The sequence below is a fragment of the Streptomyces aureoversilis genome (assembly GCF_042657885.1).
GTDB classification, from domain to species: Bacteria; Actinomycetota; Actinomycetes; order Streptomycetales; family Streptomycetaceae; genus Streptomyces; species Streptomyces aureoversilis.
In genome coordinates this window covers 105,617-122,473 of the sequence record NZ_JBHSKJ010000017.1, presented here as the reverse complement: position 1 = coordinate 122,473, position 16,857 = coordinate 105,617, and the positions used below count along the sequence as shown (strand labels likewise).

General features: G+C 72.6%; 13 protein-coding genes. 7 read left to right on the top strand and 6 right to left on the bottom strand.

The features are described from left to right. Positions 1–178: 178 nt before the first annotated feature. Positions 179–1,495, top strand: a complete 1,317-nt coding sequence (locus ACFPP6_RS26885; protein ID WP_382047527.1) for a phosphatase PAP2 family protein — start codon at positions 179–181, stop codon at positions 1,493–1,495. Positions 1,496–1,507: 12 nt separating this feature from the next. Here ACFPP6_RS26885 and ACFPP6_RS26880 read toward each other — a convergent pair whose 3' ends face one another. Both ACFPP6_RS26880 and ACFPP6_RS26875 read right to left on the bottom strand, forming a co-directional pair. Then, a complete protein-coding gene (locus tag ACFPP6_RS26880) occupies positions 1,508–2,233 on the bottom strand; it encodes a response regulator (RefSeq protein WP_382047401.1) in 726 nt (241 codons plus the stop codon). Next, positions 2,230–3,546, bottom strand: coding sequence for a sensor histidine kinase (locus tag ACFPP6_RS26875; RefSeq protein ID WP_382047398.1), 1,317 nt, complete (start codon positions 3,544–3,546; stop codon positions 2,230–2,232). The genes ACFPP6_RS26880 and ACFPP6_RS26875 overlap by 4 nt, the downstream gene beginning before the upstream one ends. Before the next feature lie 208 nt (positions 3,547–3,754). On the opposite strand from ACFPP6_RS26875, the gene ACFPP6_RS26870 reads away from it, so the two are divergent. The 3 genes from ACFPP6_RS26870 to ACFPP6_RS26860 all read left to right on the top strand — a co-directional run bounded on the left by ACFPP6_RS26870 (position 3,755) and on the right by ACFPP6_RS26860 (position 6,228). Continuing rightward, positions 3,755–4,627, top strand: coding sequence for a CPBP family intramembrane glutamic endopeptidase (locus tag ACFPP6_RS26870; protein WP_382047395.1), 873 nt, complete (start codon positions 3,755–3,757; stop codon positions 4,625–4,627). Between the two features lie 95 nt (positions 4,628–4,722). Further along, entirely contained in the window at positions 4,723–5,109 is a 387-nt protein-coding gene (locus ACFPP6_RS26865) for a peptidase inhibitor family I36 protein (protein ID WP_382047392.1), read from the top strand. Between the two features lie 177 nt (positions 5,110–5,286). Next, on the top strand, positions 5,287–6,228 hold the full coding sequence (locus ACFPP6_RS26860) for an amidohydrolase family protein (RefSeq protein WP_382047389.1): 942 nt from the start codon (positions 5,287–5,289) through the stop codon (positions 6,226–6,228). A gap of 104 nt (positions 6,229–6,332) precedes the next feature. Here ACFPP6_RS26860 and ACFPP6_RS26855 read toward each other — a convergent pair whose 3' ends face one another. The 4 genes from ACFPP6_RS26855 to ACFPP6_RS26840 form a co-directional block, all read right to left on the bottom strand. Continuing rightward, positions 6,333–7,379: a cation diffusion facilitator family transporter gene (locus ACFPP6_RS26855; RefSeq protein ID WP_382047387.1), complete on the bottom strand. Its 1,047-nt coding sequence runs from the start codon at positions 7,377–7,379 to the stop codon at positions 6,333–6,335. A gap of 70 nt (positions 7,380–7,449) precedes the next feature. Continuing rightward, the gene (locus ACFPP6_RS26850) at positions 7,450–8,445 is read right to left on the bottom strand and encodes a glycoside hydrolase family protein (protein WP_382047384.1); all 996 of its coding nucleotides are present in this window, start codon (positions 8,443–8,445) and stop codon (positions 7,450–7,452) included. Continuing rightward, the gene (locus ACFPP6_RS26845) at positions 8,426–9,037 is read right to left on the bottom strand and encodes a PadR family transcriptional regulator (RefSeq protein WP_382047381.1); all 612 of its coding nucleotides are present in this window, start codon (positions 9,035–9,037) and stop codon (positions 8,426–8,428) included. Before ACFPP6_RS26845 ends, ACFPP6_RS26850 begins: the two co-directional genes overlap by 20 nt. A 47-nt stretch (positions 9,038–9,084) precedes the next feature. Further along, positions 9,085–10,461 carry an MFS transporter gene (locus tag ACFPP6_RS26840; protein WP_382047378.1) on the bottom strand — a complete coding sequence of 459 codons (1,377 nt, stop codon included), beginning with the start codon at positions 10,459–10,461 and terminating at the stop codon, positions 9,085–9,087. Between the two features lie 176 nt (positions 10,462–10,637). Here ACFPP6_RS26840 and ACFPP6_RS26835 point away from each other — a divergent pair, with 176 nt between their 5' ends. The 3 genes from ACFPP6_RS26835 (at position 10,638) to ACFPP6_RS26825 (ending at position 16,851) form a co-directional block, all read left to right on the top strand. After that, positions 10,638–12,521, top strand: a complete 1,884-nt coding sequence (locus tag ACFPP6_RS26835) for a B12-binding domain-containing radical SAM protein (RefSeq protein ID WP_382047376.1) — start codon at positions 10,638–10,640, stop codon at positions 12,519–12,521. 317 nt (positions 12,522–12,838) lie between these two features. Beyond that, positions 12,839–16,447 carry a tetratricopeptide repeat protein gene (locus ACFPP6_RS26830; RefSeq protein WP_382047373.1) on the top strand — a complete coding sequence of 1,203 codons (3,609 nt, stop codon included), beginning with the start codon at positions 12,839–12,841 and terminating at the stop codon, positions 16,445–16,447. Further along, positions 16,444–16,851 (top strand): hypothetical protein, encoded by a 408-nt coding sequence (locus tag ACFPP6_RS26825; RefSeq protein ID WP_382047370.1) that lies wholly within the window; start codon positions 16,444–16,446, stop codon positions 16,849–16,851. Before ACFPP6_RS26830 ends, ACFPP6_RS26825 begins: the two co-directional genes overlap by 4 nt. Positions 16,852–16,857: the final 6 nt, after the last annotated feature.

Below are 16,857 nucleotides of genomic sequence, written 5' to 3'. Positions count from 1 at the left end.
CGCTACCCACGGCGGATTCGGAGCGGCAATCGAGTTTCACCACCCGGCACGAAGAGTGACGCGACCTCTTTAGCAAAACCCGCCAAATCACTCAAACGATCGACACCTATAGTATCGCGGGGTGTTTTCGCGAATAAGCTGCAGAATTCCGTTCGCCGCGTGGCGTCAGCCACGGGCGATCCTGTGGGCCACGGCGGGTGTGGTGACCCTTGGATTCCTCATCACGCTGGAGATCGCCGCGCGTCACTACACCGGCCGGCCGGGGCCGCTGACCGCCCAGGCGAGAGAGGTGATATTCGCCCCCAAACCGGGGCCGCTGTACGGCGGTCTGGCGTTGATGATGGTGGCGCTCACCTGGCGGGAACGGTTCATCGCGGCCGGCGCCGCGATCGGCATCGACATCCTCTTCGTGCTGGCGCGGTGGGCGGCCGACGCCGAGACGCCCGAGGGCCACTTCTTCGGCAACGGCGCATTGTGGGTGATGCTGGGCTGTGCGGTCATCGCCGTCACCCGCCGCACCGGCCGGGAGCGCGTCCTGCTGCTGCAGGCCGTCGGCCTGGGCCTGCTGCTGGTGGCCGGCCGTAAGACCGGCGACACCTGGCTGCTCATCACCGCGAAGACCCGCCAGGAAGTGCTCGACCCGTACCTGGCGACCGCCGATCACGCACTGGGCAACCCGTCGTGGGTGGCGGGCCGGATCCTCGAGGCCATCGGCCCGATCCCCACCCATCTCCTCGACCTGGTCTACGCGCAGCTCGCGGTGGCGGCGATCGTCGTCGCGCTGTACCAGCTGCGCAACGTGGCGGCCGAGCGCCGCTTCCCGCGCCACCACCTCGTGCGCACCTTTCTGGTGATCGGCCTCCTCGGGCCCGCCATCTACATGATCTTCCCGGTGGTCGGACCGATCTTCGCCTACGGCCCGGGCACCTCCGGCACCGGCGGCGTGGAGTGGGCGGTGGCCGACCTGTGGCCGCACACGCCGGTGTCGATCAGTACGCCGCACCCCGTGCCGTACGACGCGATCACCCCTCGCAACTGCATGCCCAGCCTCCACACGGCGTGGGCTACCGCGATCTTCATTCATTCCCGCAAGGGCCCGCTGATCCTGCGATGCGCAGGCGCGTTCTGGCTGATCGCCACGCTCAGCGCGACGCTGGGATTCGGCTACCACTACGGCGTGGATCTCGTTGCCGGCGTGGTGTTCGCGCTCACGATCGAGGCGGCGCTGCGCGCGCAGGAACGCGGCTGGGACCGGTCGGGAATCCAGCTGGTCGCCTACGGCGCAACGGTCTTCGCCGCGCTCCTGGCGACCTATCGCTGTCTGCCGATGGAGATGGCCGGGCATCCGTGGGTGTTCGGACCGCTCCTCATTCTGGCGATGGCCTCGGTGATCCACGGCTACGTGCGGACCACCGGGCGGTGGGAACGGGAGCCGAAGGGCGCACCGACGCGGCAATCGGAACCGGAACCGCAAGCGCAGCCCGAGCTGGTGTGAGCCGGACAAGCCCTAGCAGGCCGTGACGCCCAGGGGGATTCCCGCACCGGGGACCACGAACCCGTACTCGTAGGCGAGGATCACGGCCTGCGTGCGGTTGCGTGCGCCCAGCTTGGCCAGCAGGTTGCTCACGTGGGTCTTGACGGTCTCCAGGCTGACGACGAGGCGGCCGGCGATGTCCGGGTTGGACAGGCCGGTCGCCATGAGGCGGAGAATCTCGACCTCGCGGCCCGTGAGCGCGGGGACGCCGCGCGCGGGGCGGACCGGTGGCGCGGGCCGCGCCGCGACGAGTCTGCGGACGGCGTCCGGGAAGAGGACGGAGTCCGTCGTGGCGACCAGGCGTATGGCGTGGGCGATCTGCTCCGAGGGCGCCCGCTTGAGGACGAAGCCGCTCGCACCGGCGCGCAGGGCGTCGTAGACGTACTCGTCGTTCTCGAAGGTGGTGATCACCACGACCTTGGGCGGCTCGGGGAGGGCGGCCTGCAGCCGGCGGGTCGCCTCGATTCCGTCGATGCCGGGCATGCGTACGTCCATCAGCACGACGTCGGGCCGGAGTTCGGTGGCGAGGGACACGGCCCGGGTGCCGTCGGCGGCCTCGCCGATCACGTCGAGGCCCGGCCGGGCGGACAGCAGGGCACGCAGGCCGGTGCGGGTGAGTTCCTCGTCGTCGGCGACGAGGACGGTGACGGCGGTGGTGGCGGTGGTCGCGGCCTTAGTTGCAGGCGGAGGCGTAGTCATGGCGTCGACCGTAGTGGGATGCGGACTGCGAGCAGCCAGCCGGTCCCGGAGGCGTCGGGGCCTACGGAGACCTCCCCGCGGAGCAGGTGCACGCGGTCGGTGATGCCGGTGACGCCCTGTCCCTTCCTGCGGCGGCGGGCGCGGTCGGCGAGCGGGTGGGTCATCGGACGGGCGGCCCGGTTGATCCGGTTGGCCACCTCCATCTCCAGCCACGCTCCCGTGGCCGCCACCCGCAGGCCGATCGGCGCCGACCGCCCGCCGTGGCGCAGCGCGTTGGTGAGGCCTTCCTGGACGATCCGGTACGCCTCCCGGGACACGGTCGCCGGTACGCCCGCCAGGTCGCCGGTGATGTCGGTGTCGACGTCCGTCCCGGTCCGGCGCACCCGGTCCACCAGCGCGTGCAGGTCGGTCAGGGAGAACGGCGGCGACGTCGGGGCCCGGCCCTCGCGCAGGATGCCGAGGACGTGGTCGAGGTCGTCCATGGCCGCGCGGGAAGCCTCCTCCAGGCCGGTGAGGGCGCGGCGGGCGGCGGCCGGGTCGGTGTCCACGAGCTCCTTTGCCACCGCGGCCTGGATGGTGGAGGCGGTCAGGGTGTGACCGATGGAGTCGTGCAACTCCTGGGCGAGCCTGTTCCGCTGTGCCAGGACGCGCACCTGCCCTTCGAGCGCGGCGAGCCGTTCGGCGGGAAGCGGACCGAGCAGGGGTGGGGCCAGGCGCTTGAAGAGGGCGCTCGTGCCCTTGGCCACGCAGCAGGCGAGGGCCAGGAGCAGGGCGGCGCCCGGCAGCGTCCACGCCCCTGCCCGGCCCCCGGCCACGTCCACGGGCTGGAGCAAGATGATCCGGTCCCCGCCCCCGAGCCAGACGGCGGGCAGGGCGACGGCCGCCATCAGGAGCAGGCCGGAGGCGGCGACGGACGCCCCGCCCAGCAGCGCGTGCAGGACGAGCCACGCTCCCGTACGCAGGCGGTGCGGCCGACCGGAGCTTTCGGAGCCTGGTGCCGGAAGAGCCGTACCCAGCAGGCGGTTGGCGAGCCGGACGGACGCGGACCGGGCGAGGCGCGAGCGGCCCGCGGCTGCGCACAGCGCCGCCCAGAGCACCAGGAGGAGAACCGCGCGTACGGGTCCCGGCCAGGCGGCCGGCGTCGCCGCGACCACCGGTGCCGCCACCGTGAGCGGCGGCAGGCCGACGACTGCGGCGCCGAGAAACGCGTGGAGCCAGTCGGTGAGGCAGCCGGTGAGACCGCTGGAGAGGCGGCTGGAGAGCCGGCCTTTTCGGGAATCCGCGGCGAAACGCGGAGGTATGAGCGTGCGCACGCCGCGGAGTATCGCACCGGCGTCCCGCCGGAAACCTCCCCCGCAGGAGCCAGATGCGGATTCCCCCGCTACCGGGATGTGCCGGCCGCCCCTGTCCGGCGAAGGTTGCCGGGCACTGCGGACGACATCGCAACATCGGGAAAGCGGGGGTGCATTCATGGCATCGAAAGCGTTGCTGCCGGAATACGGCAGGACGAGAAGGAAAGGGGTGGCGGCGTTCCTCGTCATCTGCTTCGGGGCCAGCTGGGCCTACGTCTTCACGGTTCGTTTCGCATGCGGCCTGTCGCTGGAGAATCCGCTGGTGCAGCTGCCTTTCGGCTTCATGCCGGCCATAGCGGCGACCGTGGTGCGCCGCTGGGTCACCAAGGAAGGCTTCGCCGATTCCGGCCTGCGCCTGCGGCTGCGGAGCGCCTGGCCCTATTACCTCGTGGCCTGGCTCGGCCCCTTGGTGCTGACGGCCGCCACCATGGGGCTGGCGGCGGCACTGGGGCTGTGGACCCCGGACTTCACCCCGCTCCGGGACTTCGCGGGCGGCATGCCCGCGTGGGCATTCGTCGTGGTGCTCATGCTCGTCCTGCCGCTGCTGACGCCGATCTACGGCGGCGAGGAATTCGGCTGGACCAGTTATCTGCGCCCCCGCCTCTCCCCCGGCCGGTCCGCGAAAGCGACCGTCCTCACGGGTCTCATCTGGGCGTCCTGGCACTACCCGCTGGCGTTCGCCGGCTACATCGAATTCCCCGGCGTCCTCGTCGGCCTGCTGGCCTGGACGGTTTCCTTCCAGTTCCAGGAGGCGCTCCTGGTCTGGCTGTACGTGCGCAGCGAGAGCGTCTGGGTCGTCAGCCTCGCCCACGCGGGGAACAACATGGTCCTCTCCCTCGTCTCGGGCATCCTCCTGTCCGAGGGCGCGGGCCTGGAGGTCACACCGGTCACCCTCCTGATGACCGCGCCGATGGCCGTCGTCTGCGCCGTGCTCGCCCTGCGGGGGAAGCTGCGGCCCCGCGACGGCGGCATGCCGGGGCAGGTCCGGAAGCCGGCCGTCCGGCCGACCCGTTTCCCGTCCACGGATGCCTCGTTGGACTGACCGGTGGCCCGGCCACTCACTCATCCCCGTTCTTTCGGGGCTGTCCGGTACGGCTCGGTGTTCCGGACAGCCGACGACGAAGAGGAGCTCCTGCCATGCGTCGCATCCACTCGTTCGCCGTCGCAGCGGCCGCCCTGGTGGCCGCCTTCGGCGCCGTACCCACCGCATCCGCCACCGCCCCCGCTGCACCCGCCCCGCTGGCCGCAGCCTTCAACTGCACCCCCGGACACTTCTGCATCTACAGCGACTGGAACGGCGGGGGCACCCGCTGCGAGTGGTCGCAGGGCAGCAAGGCGAACACCGCCGACGACTGTTCCTTCATCCAGCGGGGCCAGAACGTGCGCTCCGTATGGAACGGAACGGGGCACCGGGTGCAGTACTACACCGGCACCAACCACAACAAGCACGTCGGATCCACGAATGCCGGCTCCGGCGGCAACCTGCAGGGCAGCTACCAGATCCGTTCCTTCAAGGCCCAGTAGAACCAACCCCGCACGCCGACCGCCCGGAACGACGGAGCCGGTGGCCGACCCCGGCCACCGGCTCGCGGCTCTCTCCCCCCGATCGAGACCGATCGCCACCGATCGCCGTTCACGCGAAATGCGCCTACGGTGGTCGGGTGGGGCCAGGGGCTTCTTGAGTTTCATGAGAGGGCCGCCATGGCGATCGACATCCACGCGCACGCGTGGACGGATGCCTACCTCGATCTGCTCCAGGGGTACGGCAAGACCGACACCGCAACGCAGCGGGGCCTCGGTGCGGGCGTCTCGGACGCGGACATGGAGGCGCGCTTCGAGCTGATGGACGCGGCGGGCATCACGCTCCAGGCGCTGTCCGTCACGCCTCAGTCACCGCACTTCACCGACCGTGAGCACGCGGTACGCGCCGCCCGTACGGCCAACGACCTCTACGCGGACGTGGTGCGGCGCTGGCCGGACCGGTTCCGAGCGTTCGCCGCGCTGCCGTTCCCGCACACGGACGCCGCGCTGGAGGAGCTGGCGCGAGCGCTCGACGAGCTGGACATGGCGGGGGCGTGCACGACGACGTCGGTCCTGGGCCGCTCGGTGGCGGACCCGGCGTTCGAGCCGGTCTTCGCGGAACTGGACCGGCGCGGCAGCGTCCTGTACGTACACCCCGCGGGGACAGGAGCCGAGTCGCCGCTGATCGCAGGCCACCGTCTGACGTGGACGATCGGCGCCCCCGTCGAGGACACCGTCGCGGCGATGCACCTGATCCTGGCCGGCGTCCCCAGCCGCTACCCCCGGATGAAAATCGTGATCTCGCACCTGGGCGGAGCGCTTCCCATGGTGCTGGCCCGGGCGGACCACCAGTACCTCTGGGAGGCACCGGACACCCCGGAGAGGCCGAGCCTCGCGGCGCGCCGCATGTGGTACGACACGGTGGGGCACGGACACGTGCCGGCGCTGTGGGCGGCCGTGGAGTCGCTGGGAGCCGACCGGCTGGTCCTGGGCACCGATTTCCCCTACCAGGCCGACGAGCAGTTCCTGGCCGCCACCGGCTACATCCGGCACTCGGGCCTGCCGGACGCCCAGGTGACGGCGATCCTCGACGAGAACGTCACCCGGCTGATCACCTTGTGAGCGGCAATCACTTGCCATGCCGGCGGTGACGGATCGCCCGTCGATCGCCGCCGCCGTCGGTCATCGCTCCTGTCGACAAACCCTGTCAGACACCGTGGTCCCTGTCAGACACCGTGGTGGGCGAGCGGCGCGTGCGGGTCGCTGCCGACGGGGGTGTGGTCGGTGTGCACGGTCACGGCGGTCAGCCGGGGAACGGCATGGATCAGGGCGTGCTCGGCCGCGACGGCCAGACGGTGGGCCTGGACGACGGTCAGGTGCGGGTCGACGACGATGTCGGCCTCGGCGCGCAGGGAGTGGCCGACCCAGCGGATGCGCACCTGCCCGAGGTCGCGCACGCCGTCCACTCCGCGCAGGGCGCGCTCGGCGCTGTCGACGAGTTCCGGCTCGACGGAGTCCATCAGACGGCGGCCGACCTCCCGGGCGGCGTCCTTGAGGACGAGGAGGATCGCGGTGGTGATGAGCAGGCCGACGACGGGGTCGGCGAGGCGCCAGCCGAGGGCGGCGCCGCCTGCGCCGAGGAGGACGGCCAGGGAGGTGAAGCCGTCGGTGCGGGCGTGCAGGCCGTCGGCGACCAGGGCCGCGGAGCCGATCCGCCGGCCGGTGCGGATGCGGTAGCGGGCCACGCACTCGTTGCCGGCGAAGCCGGCCAGCGCGGCCAGAGCCACGGCCCACAGGTGCGTGACGTCGCGGGGGTGCAGGAGCCGGTCGACGGCCTCGTACGCCGCGAGGGCGCACGAGGCCGCCATGGTCGCGAGGACCGCCACGCCTGCGAGGTCCTCGGCGCGGCCGTACCCGTAGGTGTAGCGGCGGTTGGCGGCCCGCCGCCCGAGCACGAAGGCGATGCCCAGCGGTACGGCGGTCAGGGCGTCGGCCGCGTTGTGAAGGGTGTCGCCGAGCAGCGCCACCGACCCGGAGAGCGCAGTGATCACCGCTTGGACGACCGTCGTCGCGCCCAGGATCCCGAGCGACAGCCACAGCGTGCGCATGCCCTCCCGGGAGGCCTCCATCGCCGCGTCGACCTTGTCCACGGGCTCATGGCGGTGCGGGGTGAGGAAGTGGCCGAGCCCATGCCCATGCCCCTCCCCGTGGCCTTCCCCGTGCCCAGGTCGGTGCCCGTGCCCGTGCCCGTGAAGGTGCCGGTTCCCGTCCATGTGACCCACGATGGCACGCTGATCCGATTGCGGCTACAACCGTCATACGTCCCGTGACCAGGTGCGATGCCTATGCAAGTGCGCTCAGCTCGGCGACGAGCGCCCGCATCGCTTCGAAGGCCGGCTTGGGGGTGTAGTCGTCGGCGGTGAGGCCGAATTGATGGAACAGGCCGGGTTCGGCGCTGTCGGCGTCGCGCAGCGCGAAGTGGGCGTAGCCGCGGATCCGCAGCTCGTCCGCGTGGGCCGCGACGGTCCGTACGACGGTCTCGACCACGTCGGCCTGACGGTGCCCGGGGCGGTCGGGCCCGGTGGGCCAGCCGTGCTCGGTGATGTGCAGGGGCAGGTGCGCCAGGCCGGCGGGTGCCATGACGGCGTCCCGGTGGTGGCGCAGCAGTCCCTCGGTGGCGGCGGCGAGGTCGGCGGCGGCGACGGGCCGGAAGACGTCGGGGAAGAAGTCCAGGCCCACGTAGTCCAGGTCGCCGACGAAGTCCGCCTTCCCGTGGTCGGTCAGGTCGGTGACGAAGGAGGCGGCGGGGCCGAAGAGGGGGGTGGTGTTGAAGCCGACGCGCAGGTGGGTGTGGCCCAGTTCCCGTGCCCGCGCCTTGGCGGCGGAGACTCCGCGGGCGATCGCCTCGTTCACCCGGGGGTAGAAGCCGTCGAGCGTGGGGATCGTGGTGACGTTCGGCTCCTCCGTCACCTGCAGGGTGTCCGTGATCGCGCCGTACTGGCCGACCAGTTCGCGCAGGAACGCGCAGTAGCCGTCGACGTTTCCGGCTGCGGACCGGTACTGCGCCACCAGGTCGAGGCGGCGTCCGCGTACCGCGTACTGCTCGGCGGCGGCCGGTGCCGCCGTCGCGTGCGGCCCGCCGGGGCGGGTGGTGTCGTCGAAGGCGGTGTAGGCGCGCACCAGGAAGGGGCGGTCGGGGCGGCCTTGGAGGAGGTCGAGTGCGGTCGCTATGCGGGCCGGGTCGTCGGGCGGGCCGTCGGCCAGGTGTCCGGTGTCGTCACCGGCGGCTCCGCCGGGGTAGATCCCGAAGACGAGTCCGTCACGCGTTTTCGTGGGCATCGGTGGTGGGGTTCCCTTCGCTCTGGGCGGGCCATGTCAGGGCGCCGGTGCGGATGTCGTCGATGACGGCCTCGATCCACGCCGTCTCGGAGCGGGCGAGGCCGATCGCGTATTCGGCTTCGATGACGTGCAGGCGGGGCACGCCGGCCTTGCGGGCTTCCGCGAGACGCTCCTCGTCGGCCGTCGTGCGCTCGCGCAGGCGCCGGGCCCGCTCCGAGAGGGCGTCCACCGCGCCGGCCGGGCCGAGGGCGCCGAGGTAGGCGACCGCGCCCAGGAACCGGGAGAACTCCCGTTCCGGGCGGCGGATGTGGGAGTCCAGGCGCCGTACGAGTTCCTCGTGGCCGGCCCGGGTGAGGGCGTAGACGGTCTTCTCCGGGCGGTTGCCGGACCGTTGCTGCCCCTGCACCGTCGCCCAGCCGGCTTCGGTCAGGGCGGCGACGACGTTGTAGAGCGAGCCCCGGTTGACCGCGGCAGCGTGGTTGTCGCTGCGCGTGCGCAGCTCGGCGAGCATCTGGTACGGGTGCGAGGGCTGCTCCAGCAGGAGTCCCAGCACGGCGAGCACGATCGGGTTGTCGAGGACGCGGCGCGGCATGATCGAAGACTATGGTCTAAATAGACCATTGGGAAGCCCCGGGCGGCTCAGCCCGGGTCCGCCGCCCCCGCCTCTGCCTCCGCCCCCGCTCCCACCGCGGCGGGAGACCGCCGGCCCGGGCCCGTGGCGGTACCCGGCCCGGGGAGCCAGCGCGGCACGACCAGGGCGAGGAGCAGCGGCACGGCGGCGAAACCGGCGATGACCACGGAGACGTTCCCCCACAACGAGCCCACGCCGTAGGCGACGTAGAAGGCGATGGCCACGGCGTCGGTGCCCAGCCCCGCCAGCGACGTGACCGTGGCGCGCGCGCCGGAGCGGACCGCGTCCTGGAGGCGGGCCTGCGACAGCACGATGGCCAGCTGGACGGTTCCCAGGCACAGGGCCACGGGCAGGATGCCCAGCGGGTGCCGCCCCAGGGAGCCCGCCGCGAGCAGCACCGCGGCCGCCGCGAGGGCGGCGGCCAGGCGCGAGGCGCGCAGCCCGGCCAGCGGTCCGGCGAGCCAGCCGCCCAGCGCCTTGCCCACCACGGCGAGGATCACCAGCAGCGGTACGAAGGCCGTGGAGATGCCCGTCGAACGCACCAGCAGGGGGAGGTACTCGTCGATGACGAGTACCGCGGGGAGGACGGCGGCCACCGCGGCCGCCCGGCGCACCGCCGGGTCGCCGCGGACCTCGGCCAGCCCTGCGCGGAGCATCGCGAGGTAGCGCGCGACGGCGGGTTCGACTGATTCGACTGGTTCGACTGAACGGCCGCCGGTGACTGCCCGGCCATCGGCGCCGGGGCGCCCCTCGGCGGCGGGACGGCCGCGCCGTGCATCGCGCGCCTCCGGCAGATACAGCGCCGCCCCGGCCGTGGCCGCGCAGATCGCCGCGCTGAGGGCTTCCACCAAGGCGTAGTGCCCCACCGCGAGCAGCGGGGTGGCCACGAGCGTGGCGAGCACGTTGGAGGCCAGGGCGCCGACGCGGGAGCGTCCCAGCAGCCGTGGATAACTCGCGGCCGAGGCCTTGGCGGAGAGTTCGTCGTAGACCAGGGCTTCCAGTGTTCCCGAAGTGAGTGCATGGCAGGCGCCCCAGAGCAGCACCCCGGCGACGAAGGCGGGGTAGGACGGTGCGAGCACCCACAGGACGAAGCAGCCGGCGCGCAGGACGGCGCCGAGGGCGAGCAGCATGCGGCGCGAGGCGACGTCCGCCCAGGCTCCCGAGGGCACTTCCAGGAGCAGCGCCGAGACGGCCAGCAGCCCGAACAGCGAGGAGACTTCGACGGAGCCCAGGCCCGCGTCCGAGAAGCGCAGGGCGACCACGGGGACGAGCGGGACGAAGTCGTTCAGCGCGGAAAAGGCATAGAGCCCTCTGCGTAACCTGCGTAACTCCGGTGATTCGCCGGGGCGTCCGGGCCGGTGTCCGGGCAGCGTCCAGCACCCCATTCCCGCACCCCTTTCCTGAGCGAAATTCCCCGCCGGTTCCATGGGGCGTAAAACCGCCTGTTCCGAGCCGGAATTATGGCACAGAATGGGGCGGATCGACCCGCGAGTTTCAGGCACCCTTCGGGAAGCGTGCGCATGCGTTCAGGGGTGCTGTGCGATCCCCTCGAGGAGGAGCCATGCGCATTCTGCTGATGAAGCCGCCGATACGGGCGTGCATGGTGGAGGTCGGCCGGCACGTGCCGATCGGGCTCGCCTATCTGTCGTCCGCGCTGCGGGAGGCCGGACACCGGACGACTATCTTCGACGCCCTCTCCTTCGTCGAGGACAACCACGTCGTGCCCGAGGACGAACTCACCGCGAAGGAGCGGGAGAAGCTCCGGAACCATCCGCGCTGGCGCCACATCCTGCACTGGGGCGCCCGCCGGGAGCGGACGGAGGAGGCGCTGCGCAGCTGCCGGCCGGACGTCATCGGCATCTCCTGCATGTTCACGCCCTTCTACGAGGCCGCCTACGACCTGGCGCGGCTGGCCAAGCGCATCCACCCGCAGGCGGTCGTCCTGCTGGGCGGCCAGCACGGCACGGTGAGCTTCCCGCACGCCCTGCAGGTGCCGGAGATCGACGTCGTGGTGCTCGGCGAGGCCGAGGCGACGGTCGGCCCGCTCATCGCGGAGCTGGCGGGTGCCCGCCGCCTGGACCGGCTGCCGGGGATCGCCTTCCGGTGCGGGGAAGGGTTCTGCGGGTGCGCGGAGCCGGGCCGCGCTCCGCACATCCGTCCACGGACTCCGTTCGCCGCCGATCTCGACGCCCTTCCGCCGCCCGCCGCCGATCAGCTCGACTTCTCCCGCTACGACGGGACGACCACGCTCATCACCAGCCGCGGCTGCCCCTTCAGCTGTACGTTCTGCACCGTGCACGCGACCGTGGGCAAGGAGTTCCGGGCGCGGTCCCCCGAAAACGTCGTCGACGAAATCGAGCACTATGTCAATCGCTATGGAGTGCACCGGTTCCTTATCGAGGACGACAACTTCACCTTCGATATGGACCGGGTCCGTTCGATATGCCGGATCATCCGGGAGCGGCAGCTGGAGGTGAAACTGCGGCTGCCCAATGGAATCACCGTGCTGAAGCTCTCCGACGAACTCGTGGCGGACATGGTCGGCGCCGGATTCGAGAGCCTTTTCTTCGGCCTGGAGACGACCGACGCCGTCCGGCTCCGTCGCATGCGCAAGGGATTCACCTCGCTCCCCAAGGTGGCCGCCGGGGCGTCGCTCTTCCGGCGGCACGGCCTCGACGTCAACGGCTCGCTGATCGTCGGCCTGCCGGGCCAGACGCTCGCCGACATGGCCCAGGACTCCGTGAACTGCGCACTGGCCGGCGTGCGGTTCTACACCAACCCCTTCTACCCGATCCCCGGTTCCGCGGACTACCGGACCTGCCTGACGTCCGGCCTCATCGACAGCCTCACCGAGCCCGCCCTCTTCGACCAGTTCAACTTCGCCTTCGGGAACGGGGAGGTGGCGCCCGAGGAGATGTACTGGGCGTGGTCGGTCACCCAGGCCATGGCGCTGTGGCCGCGCTACTTCGAGGAAGGCAGCCTGCGCCGGGAGCGGGGCGGCGACGTGCCGCTCGCCGAGGCGGCGGACCGGCTGGCCGCCCACAGCCGGGCCCTGCTCGCGACGGGGCGGCGCATGGACGTGCCCGCCCTCGTGCGCGACGCCCGCGTCACGGCCGGGGGCACCGCGCTGGTGCGCACGGACCCCGGGAGCTGTTTCTGCGCGACGCAGCGGGTGGTCGGGGACGGGCGCGCCGCCGCCGAAGCGCCCGAACTGTGCCTGTACTCCGGTGACGTGATCGCCGCGGCCCTGGCCGGGTACACCGGCGTGCCGCACACCGCGGCCCAGCGCACCTCGGCCGCGGCGGGCGACGCCGAGGGCTGCACCTTCGAGGTACGGCACACGAACGCCGAACCCCTCGCGTCCATCACCGCGGTGTTCCTCGACCGCCTGGACGCGACCCGGCGCGAACCCGGCCAGGAGGTGGTGGGCGCCTCCGTTCCGTAGCCGGGCGGCGGGACACGGACGAGGCCGACGGGCGAAGGGAGAGGCCAGCGGCGCGAACGTCAGCTCGCGGCCCGTCGCCCAGGCGCGGCAGGGGGCACGGACCGGGGCCCGCACCACCGTGGTCTCGCGGTGGCGAGGAACTCCTGCTCGGCGAAGCGGAACGGCTCCCACGTCGCGGCCATCGCCGGCAAGCTCCGCACCGGTCTCCTACCTCACACTCCCGATCCGGCCGCTGTGGCGCCATCCGGCCCCCGGCATCGGTAAGTTCGCGTCGGCAGGGTGTGGGGGCAGGGGTTCGAGAGGGGCTCTGATGCGCAGTGGCGGACCGGTTGCTGGTTGATCTCGACGCGTCGGGGCGCGCGTCGGTGTCGGCGTGGCTGGACGGGGACCTCCCGGGCCCCGTGGGCGAGCCCGTGACGCTGAACTGGCCGCTGACCTCCGACGAGCTGGAGGACCTGCGCTGGTACCTGGAGGACTACCTGCGGGCGCCCTTCGGCGTGTACGAGGACCGGGGCAGCCGGATAGCCCGCCGGATACCGAGCTGGGGCCGGGTCATGTTCACCGCCCTGTTCGGCTCGGGGCCGGCCCGCGACGCCTACGTCCAGGTGCGCACCCGGGCCGCTCACCCCGGCTCCACCGAGATCGTGCTGCGCTCGGCCGCGCCGGCCTGGCTGGGGCTGCCGTGGGAGCTGCTGTGCGACCCGCGCCTGCCCACGCCGCTGGCGCTGGACGGGGTGGGGCTGAGCCGCGGCCTGCCCGCGGCGAGCCTCGGCAACGCCTTCGACGTCGGCGGGCGGCAGCTGCGCGTCCTGATGGTGATCTCCCGGCCCGACGGCGCCCGCGACGTCGGCTACCGGATGATCGCCCGCCCGCTGCTGCGCCGTCTGGAGGCGGTCCGCGGCCGCGTCGAGGTGGAGGTGCTGCGGCCACCGACGCTGGAGGCGCTGGCCGAGCGGCTGCGCACGGCCCGCGAGGCCGGAACGCCGTTCCAGATCGTGCACTTCGACGGGCACGGCGCGCTGACGGACGAGGGCGTGCTCGTCTTCGAGAGGCCCGGCGGCGGCGCGGACCACGTAGGGGCCGACCGCATCGCCCGCGTCCTGGCGGACGCCCGCGTACCGGTCGTGGTGCTCAACGCCTGCCAGTCCGGGGCGGTGGGCAAGGAGCTGGAGGCGGCCGTGGCCACCCGGCTGCTGGCCGGGGGTGCCTCGGCCGTGGTGGCCATGTCCTACAGCGTGTACGCCGTGGCGGCGGCCGAGTTCATGACGGCCTTCTACGAGCGGCTGTTCGCCGGCGACACCATCGGCGAAGCGGTGCGCGCGGGGCGGGCGCAGATGGCGCGGCGCCCGGGGCGCCCGAGCCCGAAGGGCGAGCTGCCGCTGGAGGACTGGGCGGTCCCGGTGCACTACCTGCGCCGCGAGGTCCGCTTCCCCGAGCTGCGGTCCGCGCCCGCGTCCGCCCGGCCGGAGCTGTCCCTGGAGGCGGCCCTGGACCGGCTGCGCGAGCGCGGCCCGGGCGAGCGGGACGATCCTCTGGCCCCCGAAGGCGAGTTCGTCGGCCGCGACGCGCTGTTCCACACCCTGGAGGCCGCGGCCCGCAACCGGCGCGTGGTCGTCCTGCACGGCCCCGGCGGAACCGGGAAGACCGAGCTGGCCAAGGCGTTCGGCCGCTGGTGGCGCGACACCGGGGGCGTAGGGCGACCCGAGTGGGTGATCTGGCACTCCTTCGAGCCCGGCGTCGCCTCGTTCGGCCTGGACGGCGTGGTCTCGGCGATCGGCCTGCGCGCGTACGGCGCGGACTTCGCCCGGCAGAACGCGGAAACCCGCCGCGAGCTCGTGCGCGACCTGCTGCGCGAGCACCGGCTGCTGGTGGTCTGGGACAACTTCGAGTCGGTCGCGTCCATGCCCGACCCCGCGGGCGCCACTCCCCCTCTGGACGACGCCGCGCGCGGCGAGCTCAAGGACTTCCTCACCGAGGTCGCCGCCGGCGGCCGCAGCGTCGTCCTGGTCACCAGCCGCACGCCCGAACACTGGCTGGGCGACCTGCGCCGCGTCACGGTCGGCGGCCTCTCCCACGACGAAGCCGTCGAGTACGCCGACCACGTGCTGCTGCCGTTTCCCGCCGCGGCACCGCGCCGCGCGGACCGCGCCTTCGCCGAACTGCTGGAATGGCTCGACGGCCACCCTTTGAGCATGCGGCTGATCCTGCCCCACCTGGACACCACCGACCCGGCCGCGCTCCTGTCCGCCCTGCACGGCGGCACCACCCTGCCCGCGCCGCCCGGCGGCGACCGCACCACGTCCCTGCCGGCCAGCATCAGCTACTCCCTCGCCCACCTCGACCCCGAGAAGCGCCGGCTGCTGGCGGCCGTATGCCTGTTCCAGGGTGTCGCCGACGCCCGGGTGCTGGCCGAGTTCTCCCGCCACGAGCGGACCCCGCGGCGCTTCGGCGGCGTCGACAGCCGCGGGTGGGACACAGTGCTGAACCGGGCGGCCCAGGTGGGGCTGCTCACCGGGCTGGGCCGGGGCATGTACCGCAGCCACCCCGCGCTGCCCGCCTACCTCACCGAACGGTGGCGCGCCGACGACCCGGCGGCCTACGCGGCGCAACGCGCCGACGCCGAGGAGGCGATGCTGTTCGCGGTCACCGGCTTCGCGGAGTGGCTGCGCCAGGAGCTGCACGCCGACGGCGCCTCGCAGGCCTACCGCACCCTCGGACTGCACCTGCGCACGCTCGGCCACCTCCTGGGGCACTCCCTGGCCTGCCGGTTGTGGATCAACGCCAAATATCTCATCCAGCCCCTGTACCTCTACTGGCAGCGCAGCGGGCTGAGCGAGGAGATCCTCGCGTGGAGCGACCGCGCCAGGCTGGCCCTCGAAGGACCGGACGGCACCCCGCCCCTGCTCGGTCACCCCGGCGGAGAGCTGTGGCTGCTGGTCGCGCGGCTGCAGGCGGGCATGCTGCAGATCCTGGCCCGGTTCGACGCCGCCGAGGCCGTCCACGCCGAGATCCTCACGATGCTCGAGGCACATCGCGAGCCTCCCCGGGAGCAGCTCGCGACCGCCTACGACGAGCTGGGCAAGCTGGCCCAGGTGCGGGACCGGCTGGACGAGGCCGAGCAGTGGTTCGGCCGGGCCCTCGCCCTCAGGAAGGGCTCGGGCGACCGGCCCGGCGAGGCCGAGGCGTACCGCAAACTCGGTCTCGCGGCGCAGGAGCGGAAACAGTGGGAGGAGGCCGAGCGGTGGTTGCGCCGGGCCCTCGCCGTCACGGAGGAAGCGGGTGACCGCCGCGGCACGGCGGACCTGTTCAGCGACCTCGGCGTCGTCGCGGTGCTGCGGGGCCGGGGGAACGAGGCGGAGCAGTGGTACCACCGGCTCCGCGCCGCCAAGGAGGGGGCGGCGGCCGAACACCCGCGCCGCAGGGCCCACCTGTGTCACAAGCTCGGCCTGCTGGCGATGGGCGGAGCCCTGCTCGACGAAGCCGGGCAGTGGTACCGCGAGGCCCTCGCCATCGAGGAACAGCTGGGCGACCGGTCCGCCATGGCAGGCACCTGCAGCGACCTCGGCCGGGTGGCGCACGCGAAGGGACGGCTGGACGAGGCCGAGCAGTGGTACCTGCGGTGCCTCACCATCGAGGAGGCGCTCGGCGACAAGCGCTCCATCTCGCTCACCTACCACGAGATGAGCGGGCTGGCCGCGTCCCGCGGCAGGACCGGAGAGGCCCTGGAGTGGGCGGTCCGGTCGGCGACCCTCTTCGACCGCTTCCCGCACCCGTCGGCCGGCTCGCGCCCCCGCGACCTGGCACGCCTGACCGGACGGCTGGGCATGGCGGCACTGGAACAGTGCTGGGCGCGCGTCACCGGCACCCCACTGCCCGCTGACGTACGTCAGCGGATCGAGACACACGGCTCGGAGGAGAGACGATGAGCGAGCAGACGGCAGCGACGGACAACCCCGCCGACCGGGGTGCGCGGGCGGCGGCACGGCGGTTGTCCGCCACGCACGGCGCGCAACTGGAGGCCCAGGTCGAGGCGGCACTGCACGCGCGGGGCGCCGGAGCCGGTGGCCGCGCGGGGCAGTACCTCGACGCCGATCCGTTCGCGCTCGGCTCGCTGATCGTCAGCGTGGCCTCCCTGGCGTGGACGGTGTACCAGGACCTGCGCACGAGGACGCCGTCACCGTCGCGGTCGGTGATCGCGCGCCGCGTACGGATCGAACTGCCGGCGGACGGCCGGAGCGCTGCGGAGGAGCGGGACAGGATCATCGACATCGTGGTGGAGGAGGTCACCCGGGACGGCGAGGACGGAGACGGGGACGGGGAACAAGGCTGAAGATTC

Excerpts from the sequence above, each read along its gene's own strand:
- ACFPP6_RS26850 (WP_382047384.1), bottom strand. The coding sequence starts at position 8,445 with ATGCCCACGAAAACGCGTGACGGACTCGTCTTCGGGATCTACCCCGGC.
- ACFPP6_RS26865 (WP_382047392.1), top strand. The coding sequence starts at position 4,723 with ATGCGTCGCATCCACTCGTTCGCCGTCGCAGCGGCCGCCCTGGTGGCC.
- ACFPP6_RS26840 (WP_382047378.1), bottom strand. The coding sequence starts at position 10,461 with ATGGGGTGCTGGACGCTGCCCGGACACCGGCCCGGACGCCCCGGCGAA.
- ACFPP6_RS26845 (WP_382047381.1), bottom strand. The coding sequence starts at position 9,037 with ATGCCGCGCCGCGTCCTCGACAACCCGATCGTGCTCGCCGTGCTGGGA.
- ACFPP6_RS26860 (WP_382047389.1), top strand. The coding sequence starts at position 5,287 with ATGGCGATCGACATCCACGCGCACGCGTGGACGGATGCCTACCTCGAT.
- ACFPP6_RS26880 (WP_382047401.1), bottom strand. The coding sequence starts at position 2,233 with ATGACTACGCCTCCGCCTGCAACTAAGGCCGCGACCACCGCCACCACC.
- ACFPP6_RS26835 (WP_382047376.1), top strand. The coding sequence starts at position 10,638 with ATGCGCATTCTGCTGATGAAGCCGCCGATACGGGCGTGCATGGTGGAG.
- ACFPP6_RS26825 (WP_382047370.1), top strand. The coding sequence starts at position 16,444 with ATGAGCGAGCAGACGGCAGCGACGGACAACCCCGCCGACCGGGGTGCG.
- ACFPP6_RS26855 (WP_382047387.1), bottom strand. The coding sequence starts at position 7,379 with ATGGACGGGAACCGGCACCTTCACGGGCACGGGCACGGGCACCGACCT.